A 23,900-nucleotide genomic window follows, 5' to 3' on the forward strand; every position below is an offset into this window, starting at 1 on the left:
GCTGGCCACTCACTGGAGCCTGGCCGACTCCCTCCGCGGGAGCGTGGCTGCCAGGCTATTCAGCGCGTACTCCGCAACCTTTGCAGTCAGGCCACCGACGGCTGCGGCTTGAGGCTCTGCATGGCCTGCTTCCAGGCTGGCTCGTGATGGGGCAGGTCGTTGACCGTGGTGGTCAGGGTGGTGATCAGTACCGCCGGCTTACGTTCGACGAACACCTGGCGCAACATCAGCTCGCGGCCTTCGCGCTTCCAGCTGTAGTCCAGCAACACGGCGGCGTGGCCGTGCATGTCGAAGTCCCAGCGCTTGATCAGGCTGAAGCCTGGCAGTTGCTGCTCGGCGCTGCTCAGTTGCCGGGCTACGTAGTCGCTGAAGGAGGCGTCGCCCTGGCTCGGGTCGCGGCTGATGACGAAACTGGCTTCCTGGGCACCGCCGACCGCGGGCAGCTTGAAGATGTTGATGCTCTGGTCCTGCCAGGAGTCAGGAATGTCGAGATCGGCTTCTTGGAGACGGTAAGAGGACAAGGGCTGGCGTTCCATGCTGAAAAGGGAGGGTCGTTCTGCGGCAAATCTTCAAGCAATGCCCGGTAACAATCAAGGAATCCGTCGGCAACTTTGAACTAACACAGCATCGTCCGTGCTGATGCACGGCCAGGGCTCAGCGCGCATCCAGGCAGGATGCATAGGCCTTGGCCAAGCGCCGATCGAACGTCAGGGCTTGAGGTTCCTCGGGATCGATGGTGACGTTCCACAAGGCTTGTCGCGCCACGTCATAACGGACCCAGCCGATGATCCCGCTACCGGAGGTTTCATAGAACAGCTGCAGGCTCAACTGCTGGCCATCATCCCGATCGACCAGCAGCTTGAGCTTGTCCGGGGTGGTGAAGTCACGGTAGGGATAATCACTGCTACGCACCATCTCGGTGAGGTAGCCGTAGCAGCCCTGGCCCGGAGCCGACTCATCGGCCTGGACGGAAAAAACGCTGCAAGCGATCAGCAGGCCAAGGCCGGCCAGGTTCAGGTGCCGCATGATTGCCCCTTGAGGGTCAGGGTCTGGACCTGATCGTTGATTTCGATGCGTGCCAGCACCTGGCGATCGTGGGACTCCTGGTACTCGCTGAAATTGTTGCGCTTGAGAATGTCCAGGGTGATCCGGATACCCGCGCCCAGATTCTGGTACTCGCTACGCTCCGGGCTTTGCACCGCGCCCGTGAGCTCCAGCAACTGGCCGCCGGTCTTGAGGTAGAGAAAACGCTGCGCCACCTCCACCAACAAGCGCGGGGCCTTGGGCGCCACGCTGTAGTCTTCGCGAGCCAGGGAGTAACCGCAGATCCAGGAGCCGGTGTCGTCGTACTTCTGGCTGTGGAACCAGCTGAGGGCCTCGCGATAGCCAATCTGTTCCAGGCGCGGCTGATTGCCGGCCAGAGCCGACGGCAGGCCCAGGGCCAGGAAACCGGCGACGCAGGCCGGGACGAACAGACGGCGCAGCAGGTCGGTCGATAGCGGGGAGTTGTTGATCGAGCGGGTCATCCTTGGCCTTGGGTCGCGACGCAAACAGGCGGGCATCCTAGCCACGCCCACAGGCCTTCGCAAGCCAAGCCTTTGGTTTGCGGCAGGCAAAAAAATAGGCACCCGATGCGCTCGGCGTGCCTATTTCCCCCTGTGCGCCCCCGCTGGCGGGAGAGCACTCAATGCTTATGGATTGACGCTGTCTTTCAGCGATTTGCCAGGCTTGAATGCCACGGTGTTGCTGGCCTTGATCTTCACCGGCTCGCCGGTCTGCGGGTTCTTGCCGGTACGGGCGCCACGATGACGTTGCAGGAAGGTGCCAAAACCGACCAGGGTGACGCTGTCCTTGCGATGCAGGGCCCCGGTGATTTCCTCGAGGATGGCGTTGAGCACGCGGTTGGCTTGCTCTTTGGTCAGGTCTGCTTTTTCAGCAATGGCTGCGGCGAGTTCTGGTTTACGCATAGTGTGAAGCCTCTTTGACGGTTTTTTGTTGTTATGTCCGTGCTGTTCACGGGAACAGCGCCCAAGGCGCCGCAGGCTCTACACTGCGGCAGACGGGAGTGAGGATGGCACGCGCTGGAGAGTGGCGCCAGTCTCCGGGCGAGCTTTGTGAAGGCAAAAACCCGGTTATTCCGACAGAACGACCGGTATTCAGGCCAGCAGCGCCGGAAGCTCCTTGTTCAGGGCCAGTTTTTCCATCACCGCGGCCCCGGTCAGGGCGTAGCCCAGCAGCTGGCCACTGGCGTCGCGGCACAGGGCCCGAACGTCGGCGCCCTGCCCTTCGGCGGTCCAGACGCCTTCCATGCCCCGTGGCGGCGGCGACACCACCAGCGGGCAGACCGGGGTCTTGACGGTGATCGGCATCGGGCCATAGCTGACCGCAGTCGGGTTGTCGGCCAGGGTCTGCGCCAGGGCCCGGGCGCAGCTCATCAGCGGCAGCACATACAGCAGGTTCAGGCCATCGACCTCGGCGCAGTCGCCCAGGGCGTAGATATTGGAGTGGGAAGTCTTGAGCTCGCGGTCCACCACGACGCCGCGATTGACCATCAGCCCGGCAGCGGCGGCCAGGTCGATGCGCGGGCGCAGGCCGATGGCCGAGACCACCAGGTCGCAGATGATCACCTGGCCATCGGACAGATGGGCCTCCAGGCCGTCGGCATTGCGTTGCAGGCGGTTGAGCACCGGGCCCAGGTGGAAGCGCGCGCCCAGGCTTTCCAGGCCGGCCTGGACCGCCGCCGCTGCCGCCGCAGGCAACAGGGTCGGCATGATCTGCTCGCAAGGCGCCACCAGGTCCACCTCGTAGCCACCGAGGATCAGGTCGTTGGCGAACTCGCAGCCGATCAGGCCGGCTCCCAGCAGCAGCACCCGGCGCTTGCCGGCTGCGGCGGCCCGAAAGCGCGCATAGTCTTCCAGGTCGTTGATCGGGAAGATCAGGTCCGATGCATCGCCCTGCACCGGCACCCGCACGGTCTCGGCGCCCCAGGCCAGGACCAGGTCGCGATAGACCACCGCTTCCTCGCCGATCCACAGGCGCTTGTGGCCCGGGTCGATGCCGCTGATCCGGGTATGGGTACGTACCTCGGCCTTGAGCTGCTCGGCCATGGCGCCGGGCTCGGCCATGCTCAGGCCATCGGCGTCCTTGTTCTTGCCGAAGCCGGTGGAGAGCATCGGCTTGGAGTAGGAACGACCGTCATCGGCGGTGATCAGCAGCAGCGGCGTGTCGCCGTCGAGCTTGCGAAATTCCCGGGCCAGGTTGTACCCCGCCAGGCCCGTCCCTACGATCACTACCGGTGCGCTCATTCCCTGCTCCTTGTTATTGGTCATTGTCTGCAAAAGTCGATCAAGCGATCTCGATCATTTCGAAGTCGGTCTTGCTCACGCCACAATCCGGGCAGAGCCAGTCTTCAGGCACGTCCTCCCAACGGGTGCCCGGCGCGATACCGTCGTCCGGCCAACCTTCCGCTTCGTTGTAGATCAAGCCACAGACCACACACTGCCACTTCTTCATCGATGCATATCCTCGAGCATTCAGGCTTTGCCGGCGGGGCGGTCGATGGGTCGACTCTGGAAGGTCCCCACGCTGATCAGCTTCCGGCACTGGGGTTTTTTACTGGTCGCTACCGGCAGATGCAAGCACGTTCGTGCCGCCTGGCGTCCCCGGTCAATCAAAACCACCGGTGGCCGTGCTAAGCTCGCCGCCTCATTTGCTGCCAATAACGAACCACCGTGCCGCACTCAATGCCCCCCGCGCCGGCCCCGACCTGGCTGGTGCAAAGCCGTCTGTCCCCTGTTCCCGGCGCACTGGTCGCCAACTGGCTGTTCGACGAAGGATCGCTGACCCGACGCCTGACCCGCCTGTCCAACAATGGCTTCAGCGTCACGCCGCTGGTGGAACAATGGCAAACCTTGCGCAGCGACGAGTGCGCCGCCCTGGGCCTGCCCGAGCACAGCCAGGGCTGGGTCCGCGAGGTGTACTTGCGCGGGCATGGCGAGGCCTGGGTATTCGCCCGCAGCGTGGCCGCCCGCAGTGCCCTCGAAGACGGCGGGCTGAACATCGACGAACTGGGTAGCCGGTCCCTGGGCGAGTTGCTGTTCTGCGACGAAGCCTTCACTCGCCAGCCCATCGAAGTCTGCCGCTATCCCCAGCCGTGGCTGCCCGCCCAGGTCGCTGCCAGCGACCTGTGGGGCCGGCGCTCGCGCTTTGATCGCGGGCCTCTTAGCCTATTGGTGGCCGAGGTCTTCCTGCCCGGGCTGTGGCACGCCATAGAGACCCAATCGGAGGCTTGCTGATGTACCTGCGCCTGCTCCAGTCCCTGAACCGCTTGCACCCGCGGACCTGGGATTTCCTGCAACTGACCCGCATGGACAAGCCCATCGGCATCTACCTGCTGCTGTGGCCGACCCTGAGCGCCCTGTGGATCGCGGCCAAGGGCGCGCCATCCCTGGGCCATGTACTGATCTTCGGCCTCGGCGTGGTCCTGACCCGGGCCGGCGGTTGCGCGATCAACGACTTCGCCGACCGCAAGGTCGACGGCCAGGTCAAGCGCACCGACCAGCGTCCGCTGGCCACCGGCAAGGTCAGCGCCAAGGAGGCCCTGGTGTTGTTCGCGGTGCTCATGGGTACGGCCTTCCTGCTGGTGCTGTGCACCAACGCCACCACCGTCTGGTTGTCGTTCGGCGCCCTGGCCCTGGCCGCCTGCTACCCCTTCATGAAGCGCTACACCTATTACCCGCAGGTGGTGCTGGGGGCGGCTTACTCCTGGGGCATCCTGATGACGTTCACCGCCCAGGACGGCCAACTGCCGGCTACGGCGTGGCTGCTGTACATCGCCAACCTGCTGTGGACGGTGGGCTACGACACCTACTACGCCATGACCGACCGCGACGACGACCTGAAGATCGGCGTGAAATCCACGGCGATCCTGTTCGCCGAGGCCGATCGGGTGATCATCCTTACCCTGCAGGGCCTGTCCCTGGCCTGCCTGCTGCTGGCGGGCGCGCGGTTCGACCTGGGGATCTGGTTCCACATGGGCCTGGTAGTGGCGGCGGCGTGCTTCGCCTGGGAGTTCTGGTACACCCGGGATCGCGACCGGATGAAATGCTTCAAGGCCTTCCTGCACAACCACTGGGCGGGCATGGCGATCTTCATCGGCGTGGTCCTGGACTACGCCCTGCGCTAGGGCCGTATAGCCGCTGTCGAAGGCTCGTGCCGCGTTCGGGCCTGGGCCTGGAGGGACACAGCGCACTTGAGAGGCCGCCAGAGGTTCGCCGGGAGCGCCAGGCAAGGCCCCACGGGCCTTTTGCGCAGCTTGGCGGGTCCAGCAGCGGCTACAGGACCTGTAGCCGCCACAGGTGGGATTACTGCTTGGCGACCTTCCAGGCGCCGTCCATCTTGCCTTCGCCGGTCATGTCGCCGGCCTTCTTGTCCATCACGAAGCCATACAGCGGCTTGCCGTCATAGGCCCACTGCATCTTGCCGTCGTCGCGCTTGATCACCGTCCACTTGCCTTCGGCCTTGTCGCCGGCCTCGGCCATCAGCGGCGGCCAGTTGGCGGCGCACTTGTCGTTGCACATGGACTTGCCATCGGCATCCTTGGCGAAGGTGTAGAGGGTCATGCCCTTGTGATCCACCAGCATGCCGTCCTTGCTCATCGCCGGCTCGGCGGCCAGGGCCAGGGTCGGCAGGGCCAGGGCGGCACCCACCAGCAGGACTTTCAGGGATTGCTTGAACAGAGTCATGGAAACCTTCTTTTGTGGTTGTCAGGAATCGGACCCCAAGCTTAGTCGAGGAAGCTGCGCCACGCCCCGCGACCTGAAATACTGTCACACGACTGCAATAATTCCGTTATCTAATGCGGCGCAAGACAGTTGAATGACAAGAGGTTCAAGCATGGTTGGCAGAAGCATTCTGATCGTTGACGACGAAGCGCCCATTCGCGAGATGATCGCCGTTGCGTTGGAAATGGCCGGCTATGACTGCATGGAGGCAGAGAACTCCCAGCAGGCGCATGCCATCATCGTCGACCGCAAGCCGGACCTGATCCTGCTGGACTGGATGCTCCCGGGAACCTCGGGCATCGAGCTGGCGCGCCGCCTCAAGCGTGACGAGCTGACCGGCGACATCCCGATCATCATGCTCACCGCCAAGGGCGAAGAGGACAACAAGATCCAGGGCCTGGAGGTCGGCGCAGACGACTACATCACCAAGCCGTTCTCCCCCCGCGAGCTGGTGGCCCGGCTCAAGGCCGTGCTGCGCCGCGCTGGCCCGTCCGACGGCGAGGCTCCCATCGAAGTCGGCGGCTTGCTGCTGGACCCCATCAGCCACCGGGTGACCATCGACGGCAAGCCGGCGGAAATGGGCCCCACCGAATACCGCCTGCTGCAGTTCTTCATGACCCATCAGGAGCGCGCCTACACCCGTGGCCAACTGCTGGACCAGGTCTGGGGCGGCAATGTGTACGTCGAGGAGCGCACCGTGGACGTGCATATCCGCCGGCTGCGCAAGGCACTGGGGGATGCCTACGAAAATCTGGTACAAACCGTGCGCGGCACCGGGTATCGGTTTTCAACCAAAGGTTGAAAGCAGTTGCAAGCTGCCAGCTACAAGCGGCAAGTAGGAACCCGTCTGCTTTGATTTGCAGCTTGCAGCTTGAAACTTTTCACCGTCCGAAGGACCGATTGTGAATCAAAACTGGCATGGCACCCTGATTCGCCACATGTTGCTGTTGCTCACCGGCTGCCTGCTGGTGGGGCTGCTCAGCGGCTACTACGGCTGGAGCCTGGCCGCCGGCCTGGGGATCTACCTGGCCTGGACCCTCAAGCAGCTGTTGCGCCTGCACGAATGGCTGCGCCTGCACCAGCCCGACGAAGCACCACCCGACGGCTATGGCCTGTGGGGCGAGGTGTTCGACAGCATCTACCACCTGCAACGCCGCGACCAGCGGGTCCGTGGGCGCCTGCAAGCGGTGATCGACCGCGTCCAGGAGTCCACCGCGGCGCTCAAGGATGCGGTGATCATGCTCGACAGCGACGGCAACCTGGAATGGTGGAACCGTGCCGCCGAGACCCTGCTGGGCCTCAAGACGCCCCAGGACAGCGGCCAGCCGGTGACCAACCTGGTGCGTCATCCACGCTTCAAGGAATACTTCGAGCAGGACAACTACGCCGAGCCGCTGGAGATCCCCTCCCCGGCCAACGACCGCGTGCGCATCCAGCTGTACATCACCCGCTACGGCAACAACGAGCACCTGATGCTGGTGCGCGACGTCACCCGCATCCACCAGCTGGAGCAGATGCGCAAGGACTTCATCGCCAACGTGTCCCACGAGCTGCGCACGCCGCTGACGGTGATCTGCGGCTATCTGGAGACCCTGCTGGACAACGTCGACGAGGTGAACCCGCGCTGGAGCCGCGCCCTGCAGCAGATGCAGCAGCAAGGCGGGCGCATGCAGACCCTGCTCAACGACCTGCTGCTGCTGGCCAAGCTGGAGGCCACCGACTACCCCTCGGACAACCATCCGGTGCCCATCGACACGCTGCTGCAATCGATCAAGAGCGATGCCCAGGCGTTGTCCGGCGAACGCAACCAGCACATCACCCTGGAAGCCGATGCCTCGGTACTGCTCAAGGGCAGCGAGGCCGAACTGCGCAGCGCTTTCTCCAACCTGGTGTTCAACGCTGTGAAGTACACCCCGGCCGAAGGCAATATCCGCATCCGCTGGTGGGGCGACGAACAGGGTGCGCACCTGAGCGTGCAGGATTCCGGGATCGGCATCGACAGCAAGCACCTGCCGCGCCTGACCGAACGCTTCTACCGGGTCGACTCCAGCCGCAACTCCAATACCGGTGGCACCGGTCTGGGCCTGGCCATCGTCAAGCATGTGCTGCTGCGCCACCGCGCCCGTCTGGAGATCAGCAGCGTGCTGGGCCATGGCAGCACCTTCACCTGCCATTTCGCCCCGGCCCAGATGAAGAAAAACCGCATCGCCAGCCTGACCGACCAGCGCTGACAGCGGCCTGCCCCCTAGGCAACCGCCCTGTCAGCCGCTACATTGCGTAGCTTGTGCCTGCCCTCCAGGCACCGTGTCACCCTCTTTTCGAATACATGGAATCCGCAAAACCCCATCATGGACCCTTCCCCTGGTTTTACCCTCGCGTCTCTGTTCGCCGACTTCGGCATGATTGTCTTCGCTCTGCTCCTGGTCCTGCTCAACGGCTTCTTCGTGGCGGCGGAGTTCGCCATGGTCAAGCTGCGCTCGACCCGGGTCGAGGCCATCGCCCACAAGAACGGCTGGCGCGGGCAGATCCTGCGCACCGTACACAGCCAGCTGGACGCCTACCTGTCGGCCTGCCAGCTGGGCATCACCCTGGCCTCCCTGGGCCTGGGCTGGGTCGGCGAGCCGGCCTTCGCCCACCTGCTGGAACCGCTGCTGGGCGCCGTGGGCGTCAACTCTGCGGAAGTGATCCGCGGCGTATCGTTCTTCACCGCGTTCTTCATCATTTCCTACCTGCACATCGTGGTCGGCGAGCTGGCGCCCAAGTCCTGGGCGATCCGCAAGCCAGAGCTGCTGTCGCTATGGACGGCGGTACCGCTGTACCTGTTCTACTGGCTGATGTACCCGGCCATCTACCTGCTCAACGCCAGCGCCAACACCATTCTGCGCATCGCCGGCCAGGGCGAGCCCGGCCCGCACCACGAGCACCACTACAGCCGTGAAGAGCTCAAGCTGATCCTGCACTCCAGCCGTGGCCAGGACCCCAGCGACCAAGGCATGCGGGTACTGGCCTCGGCGGTGGAGATGGGCGAGCTGGAAGTGGTGGACTGGGCCAACTCCCGGGAAGACTTGATCAGCGTCGAGTCCACGGCGCCCCTCAAGGAAGTCCTGGCGCTGTTCCGCCGCCACAAGTTCAGCCGCTACCCGGTCTACGACAGCGAGCGCAACGAGTTCGTCGGCCTGCTGCACATCAAGGACCTGCTGCTGGAGCTGGCGGCGCTGGACCATATCCCGGCGTCGTTCAACCTGGCCGAGCTGACCCGCCCGCTCGAGCGAGTATCGCGGCACATGCCGTTGTCCCAGCTGCTGGAGCAGTTCCGCAAGGGCGGCTCGCACTTCGCCCTGGTGGAGGAAGCCGACGGCAAGGTGATCGGCTACCTGACCATGGAAGACGTGCTGGAAGTGCTGGTGGGCGACATCCAGGACGAACACCGCAAGACCGAGCGCGGCATCCTCGCCTACCAGCCGGGCAAGCTGCTGGTACGCGGCGACACCCCGCTGTTCAAGGTCGAGCGCCTGCTGGGCATCGACCTGGACCATATCGAGGCCGAAACCCTCGCGGGCCTGGTGTACGAGACCCTGAAACGGGTGCCTGAAGAGGAAGAAGTGCTGGAAGTCGAAGGCCTGCGCATCATCATCAAGAAGATGAAGGGGCCGAAGATCATCCTGGCCAAGGTCCTGATGCTCGACTGATCGAGCCCACACCGGTCGGCTCCTGTGCGAGCCGGCCGGCCACCCCCGCCCTATTTATTGCCCAGGGCGAAGTTCGGCAAGTCCCCCAGGGGCTGGTCGAACTGATAGGGAATCGACACCAGCCCCAACCCGGTATTGCGCTGCACCACGAAGTGCAGGTGCGGTCCGCTGCTGTTGCCGGTATTGCCCGACAGCCCCAGCGGGCTGCCCACCGCCACCCGCTGGCCCTCGCGCACGCTCACCGAACCTTGCTTGAGATGCAGGTACACGCCCATGGTGCCGTCGTCGTGCAGCACCCGGACGAAATTGCCGGCCGGGTTGTCGCCCCGACCGCTCTGGGCGTTCTCGGTCTTGAGCACCATCCCACCTCGGGCCGCGATGATCGGCGTACCCACCGGCATGGCGATGTCCATCGCATAACGGCTCTTGGGGCTGGAATGGCTGTACTGGCCGTTGGCGCCCTGGGTCAGGCGAAACGGCCCGCCCCGCCAGGGCAAGGGGTAGCGGTAGGCCTGCACGGCTCCTCCCGGGTCGCCCAGGGAGTAACGAAACCTTGGGGCATAGCTCAAGGGCTGGTCGGCCCGGGTCGCCGTCAAGAGCGCCAGGCGCTGCCTGCTGCGGGCTGGCAGCACCCGGCGGATCGGCTGCGCCGGCGCGCCGCTGACGTTGCTCAGGCTGGCGAACCCCAGCTCCACCTCCACCGGCCCATGCAGGTCGTTGCGCACGTACAGCGCATCCACGCCCCTGTGTTTCTGGATATCCAGCCGCACCTGGCGCTCCAGGTGTTCCTCCATGCGATCGCGGAACACGAACGCCTGCGCTCCCGGCGAAGGCCGGTCGCTGTAGGACACCACGCCGTCGGCGTCGACGGACTTGTAGACCGTCATCGCCGCCAGCGAGCTGGCGACCATGGACAAGCCGCAGAGGAACAGCAGGCGTACGAACATTGAGCAGTTTCTTGGCAGGGGAAAAACCATGCTAGCAGCCTGATATGGAGCTTGTATGAATCAGGCGGGTGCCAGGGGCCCAATGCCGCCCACGTCGAAGCGGATCTCCACCCCCAGTTGCGCGGCCTCGCAGAGGTTGACCAGCGCATCGAGGGAGAACTTGTTGATCCTGCCGCCAAGCACATCGTTGAGCCGGGGCTGGGTGATGTTGAGACGCTTGGCCGCCTCCTTCTGCGACAGCCCCCAGGCCTGCACGGTCTTGCCCAGCTCCAGCATCAGCTTGGCCCGCAGGCGCATGTTGGCGGCCTCCTGAGGGGTGGCTTCAAGGGCATCCCAGACACTGGCAAAGCGCTGGTTGATCTGTTGGTCAGTCATGGCGTGAACCTGCTTGTTGAAATCTGGCACGAGCCAGTTCGATATCCCGCGCTTCGGTCTTGCGGGTGGTCTTGCGCACCGCGTGCAGCACATAGATGGCTGCAGGCCGCCTGACCACATAAAACACCCGAAACGCCCCTGAATCTTCATGAATCCTGATTTCGAAGACACTCGGGCCGATGGTTTTCACCGGCCTGCAATCGTAGGGCTGTTCGCCCTGCTGCAGCAGATCCAGCTGAAACCCGGCAGCCCGACGGGCATCTTCAGGGAATGCCCTGAGATCCCGCAGCGCGCTCCCGACAAACACCACATCCTTGTGCCTGGGCATCGAACTTCTCCTGTCAGTGACCAGGAACAAGGCTAATCAAGACTGCCAGGGCTGGCCGCACGGGTTTGTTTCAACGCATGGCTGCAAAGAGTGAATCGGGTAGAGCGCTTCCGGCAATTTATATCCAAACAGATATAAATCAAGTGCAGGACAGTTAATCAGACGTACGGCGGAGGGTGGCGGGAGGAATGGCCAAGCCCCGGTGGCCTGGGGGTTGCAGCCGAAGGTGCGGATTGTTGGCGGGATTGGGGAATAACGCAGCCGCCGGCCTGGGTGGCTGGCAGAAAATCGGCGGGGAAAAGTGTTTTCAGCAGATTTGCGCTTCGCTGTAGGAGCGGGCTTGGCGGTTCCTACAGCGAAGCGGCCGGCGAGGATCAGCCCGCGCCTGGAACGAAGTGCTTCTGCGCGGTGCCGCGAGCGATCAGGCGCGAGATGTAGTCCAGCTTCTGCGCATCCTGGTCGACGAAGCGGAAAGTCAGCTGCAGCCAATCGCTGTCGGGCTTCGGTTCGTGCGCCACTACCGCATGCAGGTAGCCATTGAGCCGCGCCACTTCGGCGTTCTCGCCCTGCTCCAGGTCCAGTACTGCGCTATCCAGCACCTGCGGCAGGTTCTCGGTGCGCTTCACCACCAACAGCGCTTCCTTGATGCTCAGGGCCTTGATCACGCAAGGCTGGGTGCCGCCAGGCAGGCGCAGCTGGCCCTGGCCACGGCCGCCACTGGCGGCAGCGGCGGCGGCAGGTGCCTTGACCGGTGGGCTGTTGAGCAGACCACGGGATGGCGCCGCAGCCGGGGCTGGTGCAGCGGCTGCCGGAGCGGCTGGCCGGGCTGCCGGGGCGACCACCTCGGCCTTGCCGCCGGTCAGGGCGCTCAGGGAATCGTTGCCAAAGGCGGAGTTCATCTTGGTCGGAGCGCTGTTCATCAGGGTGTCGAGCTTGCCGACCTTGTTCAGCGCCTGCTTGACCTTGGTCAGCAGCTGTTCGTTGGTGAAGGGCTTGCTGACATAGCCGGAAACCCCGGCCTGGATCGCCTGCACCACGTTTTCCTTGTCGCCCCGGCTGGTCACCATGACGAACGGCATGGCCTTGAGCGCTTCCTGGCCACGGCACCAGGTCAGCAGCTCCAGGCCGGACATTTCCGGCATTTCCCAATCGCACAGGACCAGATCGAAGGCTTCGCGGGCGAGCATCGCCTGGGCCTTCTTGCCGTTGACCGCGTCTTCGATCTTGATGCCGGGGAAGTAGTTGCGCAGGCACTTCTTCACCAGGTCACGAATGAACGACGCGTCGTCCACCACCAACACACTTACCTTACTCATCGACCACCCCTCTAAAAATCCCGGCAAGCATAACGCTGGCTGATGGCACTTTGCCAAAACTCTTCAGTCACGCCGGGACTTTTCGTTCGCGGGTGCTGCTTTTCGAATTCAAGGACCGCAAACAAAAACGCCCGGCCAAAAGGCCGGGCGCTCTTCTCGGGCAATCTTAATTATCGTCAGCTTCACCCGGAACATTAGCCGAATCGCCAGCCGGTCCTTCAACTTCTTCCTTCATGCGCTTGAGGCCCAGGTGGCGCACATCGGTGCCACGCACCAGGTAGATCACCAGCGCGGAGATGTTGCGCGCGTGGTCGCCGATCCGCTCCAGCGAGCGCAATACCCAGATGATGCTCAAAACCCGCGAGATAGAGCGCGGGTCTTCCATCATGTAGGTGGCCAGCTCGCGCAGCGCGGTCTTGTACTCGCGGTCGATGATCTTGTCGTACTGGGCTACCGACAGGGCCAGTTCGGCGTCGAACCGGGCGAAGGCGTCCAGCGCGTCACGCACCATGTTGCGCACCTGGTCGCCGATATGCCGCACTTCGACGTAGCCACGCGGGGCCTCGCCCTCCTCGCACAGCTGGATGGCCCGACGGGCGATCTTGGTGGCTTCGTCGCCGATGCGCTCCAGGTCGATCACCGACTTGGAGATGCTGATGATCAGGCGCAGGTCGGAAGCCGCAGGCTGGCGCCGGGCGAGGATGCGCAGGCACTCCTCGTCGATGTTGCGCTCCATCTGGTTGATCTGCTCGTCGATCTCGCGCACTTGCTGGGCCAGCCCGGAGTCGGCCTCGATCAGCGCGGTGACGGCGTCATTGACTTGTTTCTCCACCAGCCCGCCCATGGCCAGCAGGTGGCTGCGCACCTCTTCCAGCTCGGCATTGAACTGCTGAGAGATGTGATGGGTTAAGCCTTCCTTCGAAATCATGGTTCGCTCCGCGAAAGTTGCAAGCTTCAAGCCGCAAGCTTCAAGCAGTTAAATATTGATCCGGATATCGCCTACCGCTTCTGTCTTGCCGCTTGAAGCTTGCGGCTTGTAGCTGCTCCTAGCCATAGCGTCCGGTGATGTAGTCTTCGGTCTGTTTCTTGGCCGGGTTGGTGAACAGGGTGTCGGTGTCGCCGAATTCCACCAGTTTGCCCATGTACATGAACGCGGTGTAGTCCGAGACCCGCGCCGCCTGCTGCATGTTGTGGGTCACGATGACGATGGTGAACTTGGACTTGAGCTCGTAGATCAGTTCCTCGACCTTCAGGGTCGAGATCGGGTCCAGGGCCGAGCAGGGTTCGTCCAGCAGCAGCACTTCCGGTTCCACGGCGATGGTGCGGGCGATCACCAGGCGCTGCTGCTGACCACCGGACAGGCCCAGGGCCGAGTCGTGCAGGCGATCCTTGACCTCATCCCACAGGGCCGCGCCCTTGAGTGCCCACTCCACGGCTTCGTCGAGCACGCGCTTCTTGTTGATGCCCTGGATGCGCAGGCCATAGACCACGTTCTCGTAGATGGTCTTGGGGAACGGGTTGGGCTTCTGGAACACCATGCCCACCCGGCGGCGCAACTCGGCCACGTCCTCGCCCTTGCGGTAGATGTTGTTGCCGTACAGGTTGATGGCGCCTTCCACGCGGCAACCGTCCACCAGGTCGTTCATGCGGTTGAAGGTGCGCAGCAGGGTCGACTTGCCGCAGCCGGACGGGCCGATGAAGGCGGTTACGCGCTGCTTGGGAATGTTCATGCTGACGTCGAACAGCGCTTGCTTCTCGCCGTAGAACAGGCTCAGGCCGGGCACTTCGATCGCCACGGTTTCCTGCTCCAGGCTCAAGCTCTGCTTGTCGCGACCCAGGGCGGACATGTTGATGCCGTGGGTATGGGTTTCGTGTTGCATGGGTCTCACTCCGTTCGTAGCTGCAAGCTTCTAGCTGCAAGCCGCAAGTTTTGAGCAAAAGCGGCTTGTAGCTTGCCGCTTGTGGCTAATGGCTTTAGCTATCCAGCGCCTTGTACTTCTCGCGCAGGTGGTTACGGATCCATACCGCCGACAGGTTGAGCACGGCGATCACCAGCACCAGCAGCAACGCGGTGGCGTACACCAGCGGCCGCGCGGCCTCGACGTTGGGGCTCTGGAAGCCGACGTCGTAGATATGGAAGCCCAGGTGCATGATCTTCTGGTCCAGGTGCAGGTACGGGTAGTTGCCATCCACCGGCAGCGACGGCGCCAGCTTCACCACACCCACCAGCATCAGCGGCGCCACTTCGCCGGCGGCACGGGCCACGGCGAGGATCATGCCGGTCATCATCGCCGGGCTGGCCATGGGCAGGACGATCTTCCACAAGGTCTCGGCCTTGGTCGCGCCCAGGGCCAGGGAGCCTTCGCGCACGGTCCGCGGGATCCGCGCCAGGCCTTCCTCGGTGGCCACGATCACCACCGGCACCGCCAGCAGCGCCAGGGTCAGGGATGCCCAGAGCAGGCCCGGGGTACCGAAGGTCGGCGCCGGCAGTGCCTCAGGGAAGAACAGGCGGTCCAGGGACCCGCCCAGCACGTAGACGAAGAAGCCCAGGCCGAACACGCCGTAGACGATAGCCGGTACGCCCGCCAGGTTGTTCACCGCGATGCGGATCACCCGGGTCAGGGCGTTCTGCTTGGCGTATTCACGTAGGTAGACCGCCGCCAGCACGCCGAACGGCGTGACGATCATGGCCATGATCAGGGTCATCATCACGGTGCCGAAGATGGCCGGGAAGATCCCGCCCTCGGTGTTGGCTTCCCGTGGGTCGTCGCTGAGGAACTCCCAGACCTTGCTGAAGTAGAAGCCAACCTTGGTGAAGGTGCCCATGGCGTTCGGCTGGTAGGCATGCACCACCTTGCCCAGGCCGATCTCCACTTCCTTGCCGTTGGCATCGCGGGCGGTCAGGCTGTCGCGGTTGAACTGGGTATGCAGCTCGCTCAAGCGGGCCTCGATGTCCTGGTAGCGGGCGTTGAGTTCGGCGCGCTCGGCATCCATGTCGGCCTGGGCGGCGGCGTCCAGCTTGCCAGCCAGTTCCAGCTTGCGACCGTGCAGGCGGATGCGCTCCAGGCCGGCGTTGATCGCGCCGATGTCGGACTTCTCCAGACTCTTGAGCTGGGTCGCCAGCTTGTTCACCCGGTCGATCCGCGCCTGCAGCTCGGGCCAGGCGGCTTCGCCCTCGGCGACCACCTTGCCGTTTTCCTTGACGTTGACCAGGTAGCCGTAGAAGTTGCCCCACTCACGGCGCTCGATGGCCATCAGTTCCTTGGGGTAGCTCTGGTTGGTCAGCCATTCGCCGACGATCCACGTGAAATCGCTGCCGTTCAGGTCGCGGTTGCCCACCTTGAGCAACTCGCGGGTCATGAACTCGGGGCCCTGGTCGGGCACCGGCAAGCCGGCACTCTTCAGGCGGGCCCGAGGCACTTCTTCCTTCTGCACCACTTCACCGACGACCAGGTAATTGGCCTGGCCAGGCACGTCGTAGCTGGCATGCACCAGGTCCGCCGGCCAGAAGTGGCCCAGGCCGCGCACGGCGATCACCGCCAGCAGGCCGATGGTCATGATGACCGCGATGGACACTGCGCCACCGCTGATCCAGACGCCGGGGGCGCCGCTCTTGAACCAGTCTTTGAGGGAGTTCTGTTTCACAGACTTCTACCTTTCTTAAAGCGACGAGTATTTCTTGCGCAGACGCTGACGGATCAGCTCGGCGAGGGTGTTCATGATGAAGGTGAACAACAGCAGCACCAGCGCCGAGAGGAACAGCACGCGGTAGTGGCTGCCGCCGACTTCCGATTCCGGCATTTCCACCGCGACGTTGGCCGCCAGGGTGCGCAGGCCTTCGAACAGGTTCATTTCCATGACCGGGGTGTTGCCGGTGGCCATCAGCACGATCATGGTCTCGCCCACGGCGCGGCCCATGCCGATCATCAGGGCCGAGAAGATGCCCGGGCTGGCGGTGAGGATCACCACGCGGGTCATGGTCTGCCATGGGGTGGCGCCCAGGGCCAGGGAGCCCAGGGTCAGGCCACGGGGCACGCTGAACACGGCGTCTTCGGCGATGGAGTAGATGTTCGGGATAACCGCGAAGCCCATGGCCAGGCCCACCACCAGGGCGTTGCGCTGGTCGTAGGTGATGCCTAAGTCGTGGGAGATCCACATGCGCATGTCGCCGCCGAAGAACCAGTTCTCCATGAACGGGCTCAGGTACAGCGAGAGGAAACCGACCAGGATGATCACCGGGATCAGGATCGCGCTCTCCCAGCCGTCCGGCACCTTCAGGCGCAGAGACTCGGGCAGCCGGCTCCAGGTGAAGCCGGCCACCAGGATGCCGATCGGCAGCAGCACCAGCAGGCTGAAGATGCCCGGCAGGTGGCCTTCGACATAGGGCGCCAGGAACAGGCCGGCGAAGAAGCCGAGGATCACCGTCGGCATCGCCTCCATCAGCTCGATCACCGGCTTGACCTTGCGGCGCATGCCGGGGGCCATGAAGTAGGCGGTGTAGATCGCCGCGGCCACGGCCAGCGGGGCCGCCAGCAGCATGGCGTAGAAGGCGGCCTTCAAGGTGCCGAAGGTCAGCGGCGACAGGCTCAGCTTGGGCTCGAAGTCAGTGTTGGCCGCCGTGGACTGCCAGACGTACTTGGGCTCGTCGTAGTTCTCGTACCAGACCTTGCTCCACAGCGCGCTCCAGGACACTTCCGGGTGCGGGTTGTCCAGCACCAGGGGTTGCAGCTTGCCACCGGCCTCGACGATCACCCGGTTGGCGCGAGGCGACAGGCCGAACAGGCCCTGGCCATCCACCACCTGGTCCACCAGCAGGGTGCGGTGGGCGGTGCTGTGGAAGACCCCGAGCTTGCCGGCGGCGTCCAGGGCGACGAAACCCTTGCGGCGCTCTTCGGCGGTGATTTCGACGATGGGCGCGGTGCCCATCTGGAAGGTGCGGATCTGCTTCAGGCGCAGCTCGCCGTCCGGGTCGCGGGCCATGAACCACTGGGCCAGGCCACCTTTGGAAGTACCGATGATCAGCGAGATACCGCCCACCAATTGGGCACTGGCGGTGACTTCGGTGTTGGCGTCTTCCAGCAGCTTGTAGCGACCGTTGAGGCTCTTGTCCCGCAGGCTGAAGACGTCGGCCTGGGCGCGACCGTTGATCACGTACAGCCACTGCTGGCGTGGGTCGATGTACATGGCCTTGACCGGTTCGGTCATCTGCGGCAGGTCGATGGCGCTCTGCTCGCTGGTGACCTCGCCGGTCATCATGTTTTCTTCGCGCGAGAGCTTCAGCACATGCAGCTGCGAGCCGGTGGAGCCGGCCAGCACCAGCGTGGTATCGCTGGCGTTGAGGTTGACGTGCTCCAGCGCGCCGCCTTCTGCATTGAGGGTGATCGGGGCTTCGCCGTAGGGGTATTCGATCGCCGGGGAGATGGTCTTCTTGCCATCCGGGTAGCTGACTTTGTAGGTGTGGCGCAACACCAGGGCCTGGCCGTTGGACAAGCCGACCACCACCATGGGGATACCGGGCTGGTCCTTGCCGATGGAGGTGACGCGGGTGCCCGCAGGGATCGGCAGGTCGACCTTGCGCAGCTCGGCGCCGTTATCGATATCGAAGAACAGCGCCTGGCCCTTGTCGGAAACGCGCATGCCGACCTGGTTCTGCTCTTCCAGGGAGAACATCAGGGGCTTGCCGGCGTCTTGCATCCAGGCGGGCGTCAGGGGGTCCTTGGAGGTCAGCTCGGCGCCCTGGAACAGCGGGGCGACGACGTAGGCCAGGAAGAAGAAGATCAGGGTGATCGCCGCCAGGACGGCCAGGCCGCCGACGAGGACGTACCAACGGGTCAGGCGGTCCTTGAGCGCACGGATGCGGCGCTTGCGTTGCAGTTCAGGCGTATTGAAGTCAATGCGCTTGGGGGGAGAAGTCGTAGTCATGGTGGAATTGGCCAGATCATTCATGCGCACACCCTAGCGATCCTGTATGACAGAAAGATGACAATGCAGTGACGCAACAAATCCGCCGCATGGCTGGGCCGGCAGCGGACAGAAAATGGAGGTGACAGGAGCCGGCCGGGGCAGTTGACCCAGTGGCCGGCTGCTGCAAGAAGGTCCGGCCAGGCCGGACCTTCGGCGGCGGCTTATGCGCCCTCTTTCAGACCCAGGTCAGCCAGGGCCTTGGCGGCGACTTTGGCTGGCAGTGGGATGTAACCGTCCTTCACGACCACTTCCTGACCCTGCTTGGACAGGACCAGCTTCACGAACTCGGCTTCCAGCGGGGCCAGAGGCTTGTTCGGGGCCTTGTTGACGTAGACGTACAGGAAGCGCGACAGCGGGTACTTGCCGTTCAGGGCGTTTTCTTCGGTGTCTTCGATGAAGTCGCTGCTGCCTTTCTTGGCCAGGGCCACGGTCTTCACGCTGGCGGTCTTGTAGCCGATGCCCGAGTAGCCGATGCCGTTCAGCGAGGAGCTGATGGACTGCACGACCGAAGCCGAACCTGGCTGCTCGTTGACGTTAGGCTTGTAGTCGCCTTTGCACAGGGCTTCTTCCTTGAAGTAGCCGTAGGTGCCGGATACCGAGTTGCGACCGAACAGCTGCACTGGCTTGTTGGCCAGGTCGCCCTTCACGCCCAGGTCGCCCCAGGTCTTCACTTCTTCCTTGGCACCGCACAGGCGGGTCGAGGAGAAGATCGCGTCGACCTGTTCCATGGTCAGGTGCTGGATCGGGTTGTCCTTGTGCACGAAGACGGCCAGGGCGTCCACGGCAACCGGGATGGCGGTTGGCTTGTAGCCGTACTTCTGTTCGAAGGCGGCCAGCTCGGTGTCCTTCATCTTGCGGCTCATGGGGCCCAGGTTGGAGGTGCCCTCGGTCAGCGCGGGTGGCGCGGTGGCGGAGCCAGCGGCCTGAATCTGGATGTTTACGTTCGGATATTCTTTCTTGTAGTGCTCGGCCCACAGGGTCATCAGGTTGGCCAGGGTATCGGAACCGACGCTGGACAGGTTGCCCGACACACCAGTGGTCTTGGTGTAGCTCGGGATAGCAGGGTCGACAGCGGCAACCGCGTGGGCAGTCGCAACGCCAGCGGCGACGAAGGTCATTGCCGCCATCAAACGCTTCAGTTTCATGCCTTACTCCTAGCAGATAGGGTGTGTTAAGTCGGGGCCAAGTATCTGTAGGCCGTGTGAACACTCTATGTCCGGAATATGACAATTAGATGAAAGGCCAGCATCACGAGACTCGCGAGCTGGCCTTTTTTTCACAAGCGCCGCCATGCGCCGTTCATGCAGGTGTCGCAGCAGGTTTCAGCGCCCCTTCTTCCACAGGTACAGCCCCGAGAGCAGGCCGATGCCGCAGATGATCGCCACGTAGTAGGCCGGGGCCATGGGGCTGCTCTTGAGCATCCAGGTCACCACCATCGGCGTCAGCCCGCCGAAGATCGCGTAGGCCAGGTTGTAGGAGAACGACAGACCGCTGAAGCGCACCGCCGCCGGGAAGGCCCGCACCATCACGTAGGGCACCGCGCCGACGAGGCCGACGCACAGGCCGGTCAGGGCGTAGAGCGGGAACAGCAGGTGCGGGTTGTCCTGCAGCACGTGGTAGAAGACCCAGGACGAGGCCAGCAACAGCAGGCTGCCGAAGACGAATACCCGCCCGGCGCCGAAACGGTCGGCCAGGCTGCCGAACAGCACGCAGCCCAGGCTCAGGAACACGATGGCCAGGCTGTTGGCCTCGAGGGCGGTGATCGCCGAGAACTTGTAGACCGTCTGCAGCACGGTGGGGGTCATCAGGATCACCACGATGATCCCGGCCGACAGCAGCCAGGTCAGCAGCATGGAGATCAGGATCGCGCCGCGGTGGTCACGCAGCACCGCCCGCAGCGGCAGCTCCTCGGCCAGGGCCTTGCGCAGTTGCAGCTCGGCGAATACCGGGGTCTCGTGGAGCAGGCGACGCAGGTACACCGAGAACAGGCCGAACACCCCGCCCAGCAGGAACGGCACGCGCCAGGCATAGGCCGTCACTTCTTCCGGGGTATAGATGCTGTTGATGGCCGTGGCCACCAGCGAGCCCAGGAGGATGCCGGCAGTCAGCCCCGAGGTCAGGGTGCCGCAGGCATAGCCGATGTGCCGCGCCGGTACGTGCTCGGAAACGAACACCCAGGCCCCGGGCACTTCGCCACCGATGGCCGCACCCTGGATCACCCGCATCAGCAACAGCAGCACCGGTGCCCACAGGCCGATCTGCTCGTAGGTGGGCAGCAGGCCCATGATCAGGGTCGGCACCGCCATCATGAAGATGCTCAGGGTGAACATCTTCTTGCGCCCCAGCAGGTCGCCGAAGTGGGCCATGACGATCCCGCCCAGGGGCCGGGCCAGGTAGCCCGCGGCGAAGATGCCGAAGGTCTGCATAAGGCGCAGCCATTCGGGCATGTCCGCCGGGAAGAACAGCTTGCCCACCACGGTGGCGAAGAACACGAAGATGATGAAGTCATAGAACTCCAGCGCGCCGCCCAGGGCGGACAGCGAAAGAGTCTTGTAGTCACTACGAGTCAAGGGACGAGCGGGAGGCGCTGCTTGCGCGGCGCTGGAGGGCACAGTGGTCATGGCAAGGGGCTTCTCTTATTAGTTGGTTCTGGAAGCCGCAACAGCTCTGGTTGGGGCCTGGCAGGTTCGGCACGATAGCAAATTGTTCGAATACCTACACAGCGACGCACAAATGACGCACAAAATTGCGAACCAGACGGGTCGTCGCGGAGTCTATCGACCGATATACTCGCAGGGCCCGGCGCGCAAAGCCGCTCCCGGCAAGGGTTGTTGTGCGAAAACGTCGTTGTACTCATGACCGCCGGCAACCGCCCGGCGCCAGCAAGACCAGACAGGAATACCAGTGCATGCCCCACTCCAGGTGCCCGGCGCGCAATGCTTCTTCCTGTGCATGAGCAGCCGGTTTCGCAGAGTTTCCCGCTAGCACGCCTTCGAAAGAACGTGACGAACGTAGTATGTTCGGGCTGAATCGTTTTTCCTGAAGACGGCTATTCACCTGAAGTACCCATGAAGCGTCACGGGTCAGAGGCCCCTCGGCATGATAGAGCTCGAACAAGAAGATCCAATCCCGCAAGGCGACCTGGCCCTGCAAATCACCGCCCTGCCACGTGAAACCAACGGTTTCGGCGATATTTTCGGCGGCTGGCTGGTGGCCCAGATGGACCTGGCGGGCACCGCCATGGCCAGTCGCGTCGCCGGTGGCCGGGTAGCCACCGTGGCCATTGATCGCATGGCGTTCCTGGTACCGGTGGCCGTCGGCGCGCAATTGTCCTTCTACACCCAGACCCTGGAGATCGGCCGCAGCTCGATCCAGATGATGGTGGAAGTGTGGAGTGACGATCCGCTGTCCAGCGAGTGGCGCAAGGTCACCGAGGCGGTATTCGTGTTCGTCGCCATCGACGGCAGCGGTCGTACCCGCTCGGTCCCGCCCAGGGCACGTTGAACCCGCAGGCTGCCTGGAAGTCCATGGCAGCCCAAGCCTTCTGAACGAGAACCGCCATGCCTACGCCCCACGTTGAAACAGTACAACTGGACCAACTGAACTGCTGGCGCATCCGCCACGGCGATGCCGAACTGCTGGTGGCCCAGCAGGGCGCGCACATCCTCAGCTACCAGGTGGCCGGGCAACCGCCGCTGATCTGGCTGAACGAAGAAGCGCAGTTCAAGACCGGCAAGAGCATCCGCGCCGGCGTCCCGGTGTGCTGGCCGTGGTTCGGCAACTTCGCGCGCAATCCGCAAAGCGTGCAGGCCATGCGCCAGGGCGACGACGCGGCACCGGCCCACGGCCTGGTACGCGCCACCGACTGGGAACTGCAAGGCATCGAGAGCGAAGGCGACAGCCTGCTGGTGCGCTTGCACCTGCCCTGCCCCGCCGGAGGTTTTCCCGGCTGGCCGCACCAGGTGGAGCCCAGCTTGCTCATCCGCCTCGACCAGCAACTGCACATCAGCCTGAGCAGCCACAACCTGGGCAATCAAAGCGTCAGCATCAGCCAGGCGCTGCACAGCTACTTCGCGGTCAGCGACGTGCGCCAGGTGCATGTCGAGGGCGTGGACGGGCTGGACTACATCGAGACCCTGGAAGACTGGACGACCAAGCGCCAGGACGGCGACCTGCATTTTGCCGGGGAGACCGACCGCATCTACCTGGATGCGCCGGCGCAGCTGGCGATCGTCGACCCGCAGTGGCAGCGGCGCATCCGCCTGGCCAGCCAGGGCTCGCGCACTGCGGTGATCTGGAACCCATGGATCGCTCGCGCCGCGCAGTTCAGCGACATGGCCGACGATGGCTGGCAGCGCATGCTGTGCATCGAGACCGCCAACGTCATGGACGACATCGTGACCCTGGCTCCCGGCGCCAGCCACACCTTGAGCGTGAGCATCGACAGCCTCGCGCTCTGACTGCAGGCCATGGGGAAGGAGTCGCTCCTTCCCCGCAGCCAACCCTCCTATCGGCTACAGATCCGAATCCTGCACTACCCGCACCTTCGCCGCGTCCAGGGCGTAGGCGGCGTCCGCCAGATCGTTGCTGACCTTCTCGACCTTCAGGGTGCCGGTCACCCACAGGGGGGTGTAGATATCATCGAGCTTCACGCCCTTGGGAAAACGCACCAGCACCAGCTGGTTGGGCGGAGGTGGCGGCACGTGGATGCAGGCCCCCGGGTATGGCACCAGGAAGAACAGCGTGCTGTGACCCTTGGCATCGGCCTCCAATGGCACCGGGTAGCCACCGATGCGGATCTGCTTGCCGTTCATGGCCGCCACGGTCTTGGTCGAATACATCACCGCTGGTAGGCCCTTGCTCTGCTTCAAGCCACCTTTCTGGGTGAAGGTGCCGTTGGCTTCAGGCGAGTTGTGATCGATTTCCGGCATCTGTTCCAGGGCTTTCTGGTCCGATTTGGGCATCAGTTCCAGCCAGTCGGTTTCCGGCAGTTCGGCAGCCTGGACCAGGCCGCAGCCCAGCAGAACGAGGGTCAACAAGAGACGACGCATGAGGGTGGGGCTCGGTCAAGGGAAAGGACGGAAGAAGGCGGGCATTCTAGTACCCAAACCATGGGCTGCGTTGAAGTTTCAGATGAAGAAAATCGCCCCCTCCGCGCGAGCGGCGAAGGGGGACCGACGCACCGGCTCAGTTCTTCTTGATGAAGCCGTAGATCACCAGGAGCACGATCGCGCCCACCAGCGCCCCGAAGAAACCGGCACCTTGGCCAGCCTGGTAGATACCCAGCGCCTGGCCGCCGTAGGTGGCCGCCAGCGAACCGCCGATACCCAGCAGGATGGTCATGATCCAGCCCATGCTGTCGTCTCCCGGCTTGAGGAAACGCGCCAGCAGACCAACGATCAAGCCGATGAAAATGGTTCCGATAATGCCCATGGCTGTTCCTCTGTAGGAGTGGGTAAACCAAAGCCTAGTCAGCGCCTTGGCATCCTGCTATCAGA

General features: G+C 63.8%; 26 protein-coding genes. 7 read left to right on the forward strand and 19 right to left on the reverse strand.

The window, feature by feature from the left end:
• Positions 1–86 precede the first annotated feature (86 nt).
• The 6 genes from AC3WK8_RS00565 to AC3WK8_RS00590 all read right to left on the reverse strand — a co-directional run bounded on the left by AC3WK8_RS00565 (position 87) and on the right by AC3WK8_RS00590 (position 3,513).
• Positions 87–521, reverse strand: coding sequence for a DcrB-related protein (locus AC3WK8_RS00565; RefSeq protein WP_053134095.1), 435 nt, complete (start codon positions 519–521; stop codon positions 87–89).
• Between the two features lie 133 nt (positions 522–654).
• Positions 655–1,026, reverse strand: coding sequence for a hypothetical protein (locus AC3WK8_RS00570; protein ID WP_103326203.1), 372 nt, complete (start codon positions 1,024–1,026; stop codon positions 655–657).
• Positions 1,014–1,526, reverse strand: a complete 513-nt coding sequence (locus tag AC3WK8_RS00575) for a hypothetical protein (protein ID WP_085594161.1) — start codon at positions 1,524–1,526, stop codon at positions 1,014–1,016. Before AC3WK8_RS00575 ends, AC3WK8_RS00570 begins: the two co-directional genes overlap by 13 nt.
• A gap of 165 nt (positions 1,527–1,691) precedes the next feature.
• Positions 1,692–1,967, reverse strand: a complete 276-nt coding sequence (locus AC3WK8_RS00580) for an HU family DNA-binding protein (RefSeq protein WP_011064269.1) — start codon at positions 1,965–1,967, stop codon at positions 1,692–1,694.
• 189 nt (positions 1,968–2,156) lie between these two features.
• The gene (locus AC3WK8_RS00585; protein ID WP_103326202.1) at positions 2,157–3,305 is read right to left on the reverse strand and encodes an FAD-dependent oxidoreductase; all 1,149 of its coding nucleotides are present in this window, start codon (positions 3,303–3,305) and stop codon (positions 2,157–2,159) included.
• A 40-nt stretch (positions 3,306–3,345) separates the two neighbouring features.
• On the reverse strand, positions 3,346–3,513 hold the full coding sequence (locus tag AC3WK8_RS00590) for a rubredoxin (protein WP_022641880.1): 168 nt from the start codon (positions 3,511–3,513) through the stop codon (positions 3,346–3,348).
• A 218-nt stretch (positions 3,514–3,731) separates the two neighbouring features.
• On the opposite strand from AC3WK8_RS00590, the gene AC3WK8_RS00595 reads away from it, so the two are divergent.
• A complete protein-coding gene (locus tag AC3WK8_RS00595; protein WP_031320717.1) occupies positions 3,732–4,295 on the forward strand; it encodes a chorismate--pyruvate lyase family protein in 564 nt (187 codons plus the stop codon).
• Positions 4,295–5,185 (forward strand): 4-hydroxybenzoate octaprenyltransferase, encoded by an 891-nt coding sequence (gene ubiA / locus AC3WK8_RS00600; RefSeq protein ID WP_103326201.1) that lies wholly within the window; start codon positions 4,295–4,297, stop codon positions 5,183–5,185. Before AC3WK8_RS00595 ends, ubiA begins: the two co-directional genes overlap by 1 nt.
• Before the next feature lie 178 nt (positions 5,186–5,363).
• Here the strand turns inward: ubiA and AC3WK8_RS00605 are convergent, their stop codons facing one another.
• The gene (locus AC3WK8_RS00605; protein ID WP_085594157.1) at positions 5,364–5,744 is read right to left on the reverse strand and encodes a COG4315 family predicted lipoprotein; all 381 of its coding nucleotides are present in this window, start codon (positions 5,742–5,744) and stop codon (positions 5,364–5,366) included.
• 151 nt (positions 5,745–5,895) lie between these two features.
• Here AC3WK8_RS00605 and phoB point away from each other — a divergent pair, with 151 nt between their 5' ends.
• From phoB to AC3WK8_RS00620, 3 genes are all read left to right on the forward strand, one after another.
• A complete protein-coding gene (phoB, locus tag AC3WK8_RS00610) occupies positions 5,896–6,585 on the forward strand; it encodes a phosphate regulon transcriptional regulator PhoB (protein WP_022641884.1) in 690 nt (229 codons plus the stop codon).
• 136 nt (positions 6,586–6,721) lie between these two features.
• A complete protein-coding gene (phoR, locus tag AC3WK8_RS00615) occupies positions 6,722–8,014 on the forward strand; it encodes a phosphate regulon sensor histidine kinase PhoR (RefSeq protein ID WP_219738353.1) in 1,293 nt (430 codons plus the stop codon).
• 117 nt (positions 8,015–8,131) lie between these two features.
• Complete coding sequence (locus AC3WK8_RS00620) at positions 8,132–9,472, forward strand: hemolysin family protein (protein WP_022641886.1); 1,341 nt, start codon at positions 8,132–8,134, stop codon at positions 9,470–9,472.
• Positions 9,473–9,522: 50 nt separating this feature from the next.
• On the opposite strand, the gene AC3WK8_RS00625 is transcribed toward AC3WK8_RS00620, so the two are convergent.
• The 10 genes from AC3WK8_RS00625 to AC3WK8_RS00670 all read right to left on the reverse strand — a co-directional run bounded on the left by AC3WK8_RS00625 (position 9,523) and on the right by AC3WK8_RS00670 (position 21,014).
• Positions 9,523–10,419 (reverse strand): peptidoglycan DD-metalloendopeptidase family protein, encoded by an 897-nt coding sequence (locus tag AC3WK8_RS00625; protein WP_103326200.1) that lies wholly within the window; start codon positions 10,417–10,419, stop codon positions 9,523–9,525.
• Positions 10,420–10,479: 60 nt separating this feature from the next.
• The gene (locus AC3WK8_RS00630; protein WP_103326199.1) at positions 10,480–10,794 is read right to left on the reverse strand and encodes a helix-turn-helix domain-containing protein; all 315 of its coding nucleotides are present in this window, start codon (positions 10,792–10,794) and stop codon (positions 10,480–10,482) included.
• Positions 10,787–11,122: a type II toxin-antitoxin system RelE/ParE family toxin gene (locus AC3WK8_RS00635; protein WP_068577578.1), complete on the reverse strand. Its 336-nt coding sequence runs from the start codon at positions 11,120–11,122 to the stop codon at positions 10,787–10,789. Before AC3WK8_RS00635 ends, AC3WK8_RS00630 begins: the two co-directional genes overlap by 8 nt.
• Positions 11,123–11,496: 374 nt before the next feature.
• Complete coding sequence (locus AC3WK8_RS00640) at positions 11,497–12,438, reverse strand: response regulator (protein WP_103326198.1); 942 nt, start codon at positions 12,436–12,438, stop codon at positions 11,497–11,499.
• Between the two features lie 166 nt (positions 12,439–12,604).
• Complete coding sequence (gene phoU, locus AC3WK8_RS00645; protein WP_022641892.1) at positions 12,605–13,366, reverse strand: phosphate signaling complex protein PhoU; 762 nt, start codon at positions 13,364–13,366, stop codon at positions 12,605–12,607.
• 118 nt (positions 13,367–13,484) lie between these two features.
• Complete coding sequence (pstB, locus tag AC3WK8_RS00650) at positions 13,485–14,318, reverse strand: phosphate ABC transporter ATP-binding protein PstB (protein ID WP_016964959.1); 834 nt, start codon at positions 14,316–14,318, stop codon at positions 13,485–13,487.
• Between the two features lie 94 nt (positions 14,319–14,412).
• A complete protein-coding gene (pstA, locus tag AC3WK8_RS00655; RefSeq protein WP_103326197.1) occupies positions 14,413–16,083 on the reverse strand; it encodes a phosphate ABC transporter permease PstA in 1,671 nt (556 codons plus the stop codon).
• 15 nt (positions 16,084–16,098) lie between these two features.
• Positions 16,099–18,384, reverse strand: coding sequence for an ABC transporter permease subunit (locus AC3WK8_RS00660; RefSeq protein WP_085594147.1), 2,286 nt, complete (start codon positions 18,382–18,384; stop codon positions 16,099–16,101).
• Positions 18,385–18,563: 179 nt separating this feature from the next.
• Positions 18,564–19,547, reverse strand: a complete 984-nt coding sequence (locus AC3WK8_RS00665; RefSeq protein ID WP_022641895.1) for a phosphate ABC transporter substrate-binding protein PstS — start codon at positions 19,545–19,547, stop codon at positions 18,564–18,566.
• Positions 19,548–19,724: 177 nt separating this feature from the next.
• Positions 19,725–21,014, reverse strand: coding sequence for an MFS transporter (locus AC3WK8_RS00670; protein WP_178088058.1), 1,290 nt, complete (start codon positions 21,012–21,014; stop codon positions 19,725–19,727).
• A gap of 487 nt (positions 21,015–21,501) precedes the next feature.
• On the opposite strand from AC3WK8_RS00670, the gene AC3WK8_RS00675 reads away from it, so the two are divergent.
• Both AC3WK8_RS00675 and AC3WK8_RS00680 read left to right on the forward strand, forming a co-directional pair.
• Positions 21,502–21,906 (forward strand): acyl-CoA thioesterase, encoded by a 405-nt coding sequence (locus AC3WK8_RS00675; RefSeq protein ID WP_003229628.1) that lies wholly within the window; start codon positions 21,502–21,504, stop codon positions 21,904–21,906.
• Positions 21,907–21,962: 56 nt separating this feature from the next.
• Entirely contained in the window at positions 21,963–22,862 is a 900-nt protein-coding gene (locus tag AC3WK8_RS00680; protein ID WP_103326195.1) for a D-hexose-6-phosphate mutarotase, read from the forward strand.
• Positions 22,863–22,916: 54 nt separating this feature from the next.
• On the opposite strand, the gene AC3WK8_RS00685 is transcribed toward AC3WK8_RS00680, so the two are convergent.
• Both AC3WK8_RS00685 and AC3WK8_RS00690 read right to left on the reverse strand, forming a co-directional pair.
• Positions 22,917–23,453 carry a DUF3299 domain-containing protein gene (locus AC3WK8_RS00685; protein WP_103326194.1) on the reverse strand — a complete coding sequence of 179 codons (537 nt, stop codon included), beginning with the start codon at positions 23,451–23,453 and terminating at the stop codon, positions 22,917–22,919.
• 136 nt (positions 23,454–23,589) lie between these two features.
• A complete protein-coding gene (locus AC3WK8_RS00690; protein WP_022641917.1) occupies positions 23,590–23,835 on the reverse strand; it encodes a GlsB/YeaQ/YmgE family stress response membrane protein in 246 nt (81 codons plus the stop codon).
• Positions 23,836–23,900 lie beyond the last annotated feature (65 nt).

The organism is Pseudomonas sp. FW507-12TSA (assembly GCF_058781435.1).

What these genes read in the sequence shown, in the direction of transcription:
- pstB (WP_016964959.1), bottom strand. Translation starts at nt 14,318, where the DNA reads ATGCAACACGAAACCCATACCCACGGCATCAACATGTCCGCCCTGGGT.
- AC3WK8_RS00690 (WP_022641917.1), bottom strand. Translation starts at nt 23,835, where the DNA reads ATGGGCATTATCGGAACCATTTTCATCGGCTTGATCGTTGGTCTGCTG.
- AC3WK8_RS00675 (WP_003229628.1), top strand. Translation starts at nt 21,502, where the DNA reads ATGATAGAGCTCGAACAAGAAGATCCAATCCCGCAAGGCGACCTGGCC.
- ubiA (WP_103326201.1), top strand. Translation starts at nt 4,295, where the DNA reads ATGTACCTGCGCCTGCTCCAGTCCCTGAACCGCTTGCACCCGCGGACC.
- AC3WK8_RS00580 (WP_011064269.1), bottom strand. Translation starts at nt 1,967, where the DNA reads ATGCGTAAACCAGAACTCGCCGCAGCCATTGCTGAAAAAGCAGACCTG.
- AC3WK8_RS00680 (WP_103326195.1), top strand. Translation starts at nt 21,963, where the DNA reads ATGCCTACGCCCCACGTTGAAACAGTACAACTGGACCAACTGAACTGC.
- AC3WK8_RS00635 (WP_068577578.1), bottom strand. Translation starts at nt 11,122, where the DNA reads ATGCCCAGGCACAAGGATGTGGTGTTTGTCGGGAGCGCGCTGCGGGAT.
- AC3WK8_RS00685 (WP_103326194.1), bottom strand. Translation starts at nt 23,453, where the DNA reads ATGCGTCGTCTCTTGTTGACCCTCGTTCTGCTGGGCTGCGGCCTGGTC.
- phoB (WP_022641884.1), top strand. Translation starts at nt 5,896, where the DNA reads ATGGTTGGCAGAAGCATTCTGATCGTTGACGACGAAGCGCCCATTCGC.
- AC3WK8_RS00585 (WP_103326202.1), bottom strand. Translation starts at nt 3,305, where the DNA reads ATGAGCGCACCGGTAGTGATCGTAGGGACGGGCCTGGCGGGGTACAAC.
- AC3WK8_RS00630 (WP_103326199.1), bottom strand. Translation starts at nt 10,794, where the DNA reads ATGACTGACCAACAGATCAACCAGCGCTTTGCCAGTGTCTGGGATGCC.
- AC3WK8_RS00570 (WP_103326203.1), bottom strand. Translation starts at nt 1,026, where the DNA reads ATGCGGCACCTGAACCTGGCCGGCCTTGGCCTGCTGATCGCTTGCAGC.
- AC3WK8_RS00575 (WP_085594161.1), bottom strand. Translation starts at nt 1,526, where the DNA reads ATGACCCGCTCGATCAACAACTCCCCGCTATCGACCGACCTGCTGCGC.
- AC3WK8_RS00625 (WP_103326200.1), bottom strand. Translation starts at nt 10,419, where the DNA reads ATGTTCGTACGCCTGCTGTTCCTCTGCGGCTTGTCCATGGTCGCCAGC.
- AC3WK8_RS00590 (WP_022641880.1), bottom strand. Translation starts at nt 3,513, where the DNA reads ATGAAGAAGTGGCAGTGTGTGGTCTGTGGCTTGATCTACAACGAAGCG.
- AC3WK8_RS00665 (WP_022641895.1), bottom strand. Translation starts at nt 19,547, where the DNA reads ATGAAACTGAAGCGTTTGATGGCGGCAATGACCTTCGTCGCCGCTGGC.
- phoR (WP_219738353.1), top strand. Translation starts at nt 6,722, where the DNA reads ATGTTGCTGTTGCTCACCGGCTGCCTGCTGGTGGGGCTGCTCAGCGGC.
- AC3WK8_RS00660 (WP_085594147.1), bottom strand. Translation starts at nt 18,384, where the DNA reads ATGAATGATCTGGCCAATTCCACCATGACTACGACTTCTCCCCCCAAG.
- AC3WK8_RS00620 (WP_022641886.1), top strand. Translation starts at nt 8,132, where the DNA reads ATGGACCCTTCCCCTGGTTTTACCCTCGCGTCTCTGTTCGCCGACTTC.
- AC3WK8_RS00605 (WP_085594157.1), bottom strand. Translation starts at nt 5,744, where the DNA reads ATGACTCTGTTCAAGCAATCCCTGAAAGTCCTGCTGGTGGGTGCCGCC.
- phoU (WP_022641892.1), bottom strand. Translation starts at nt 13,366, where the DNA reads ATGATTTCGAAGGAAGGCTTAACCCATCACATCTCTCAGCAGTTCAAT.
- AC3WK8_RS00640 (WP_103326198.1), bottom strand. Translation starts at nt 12,438, where the DNA reads ATGAGTAAGGTAAGTGTGTTGGTGGTGGACGACGCGTCGTTCATTCGT.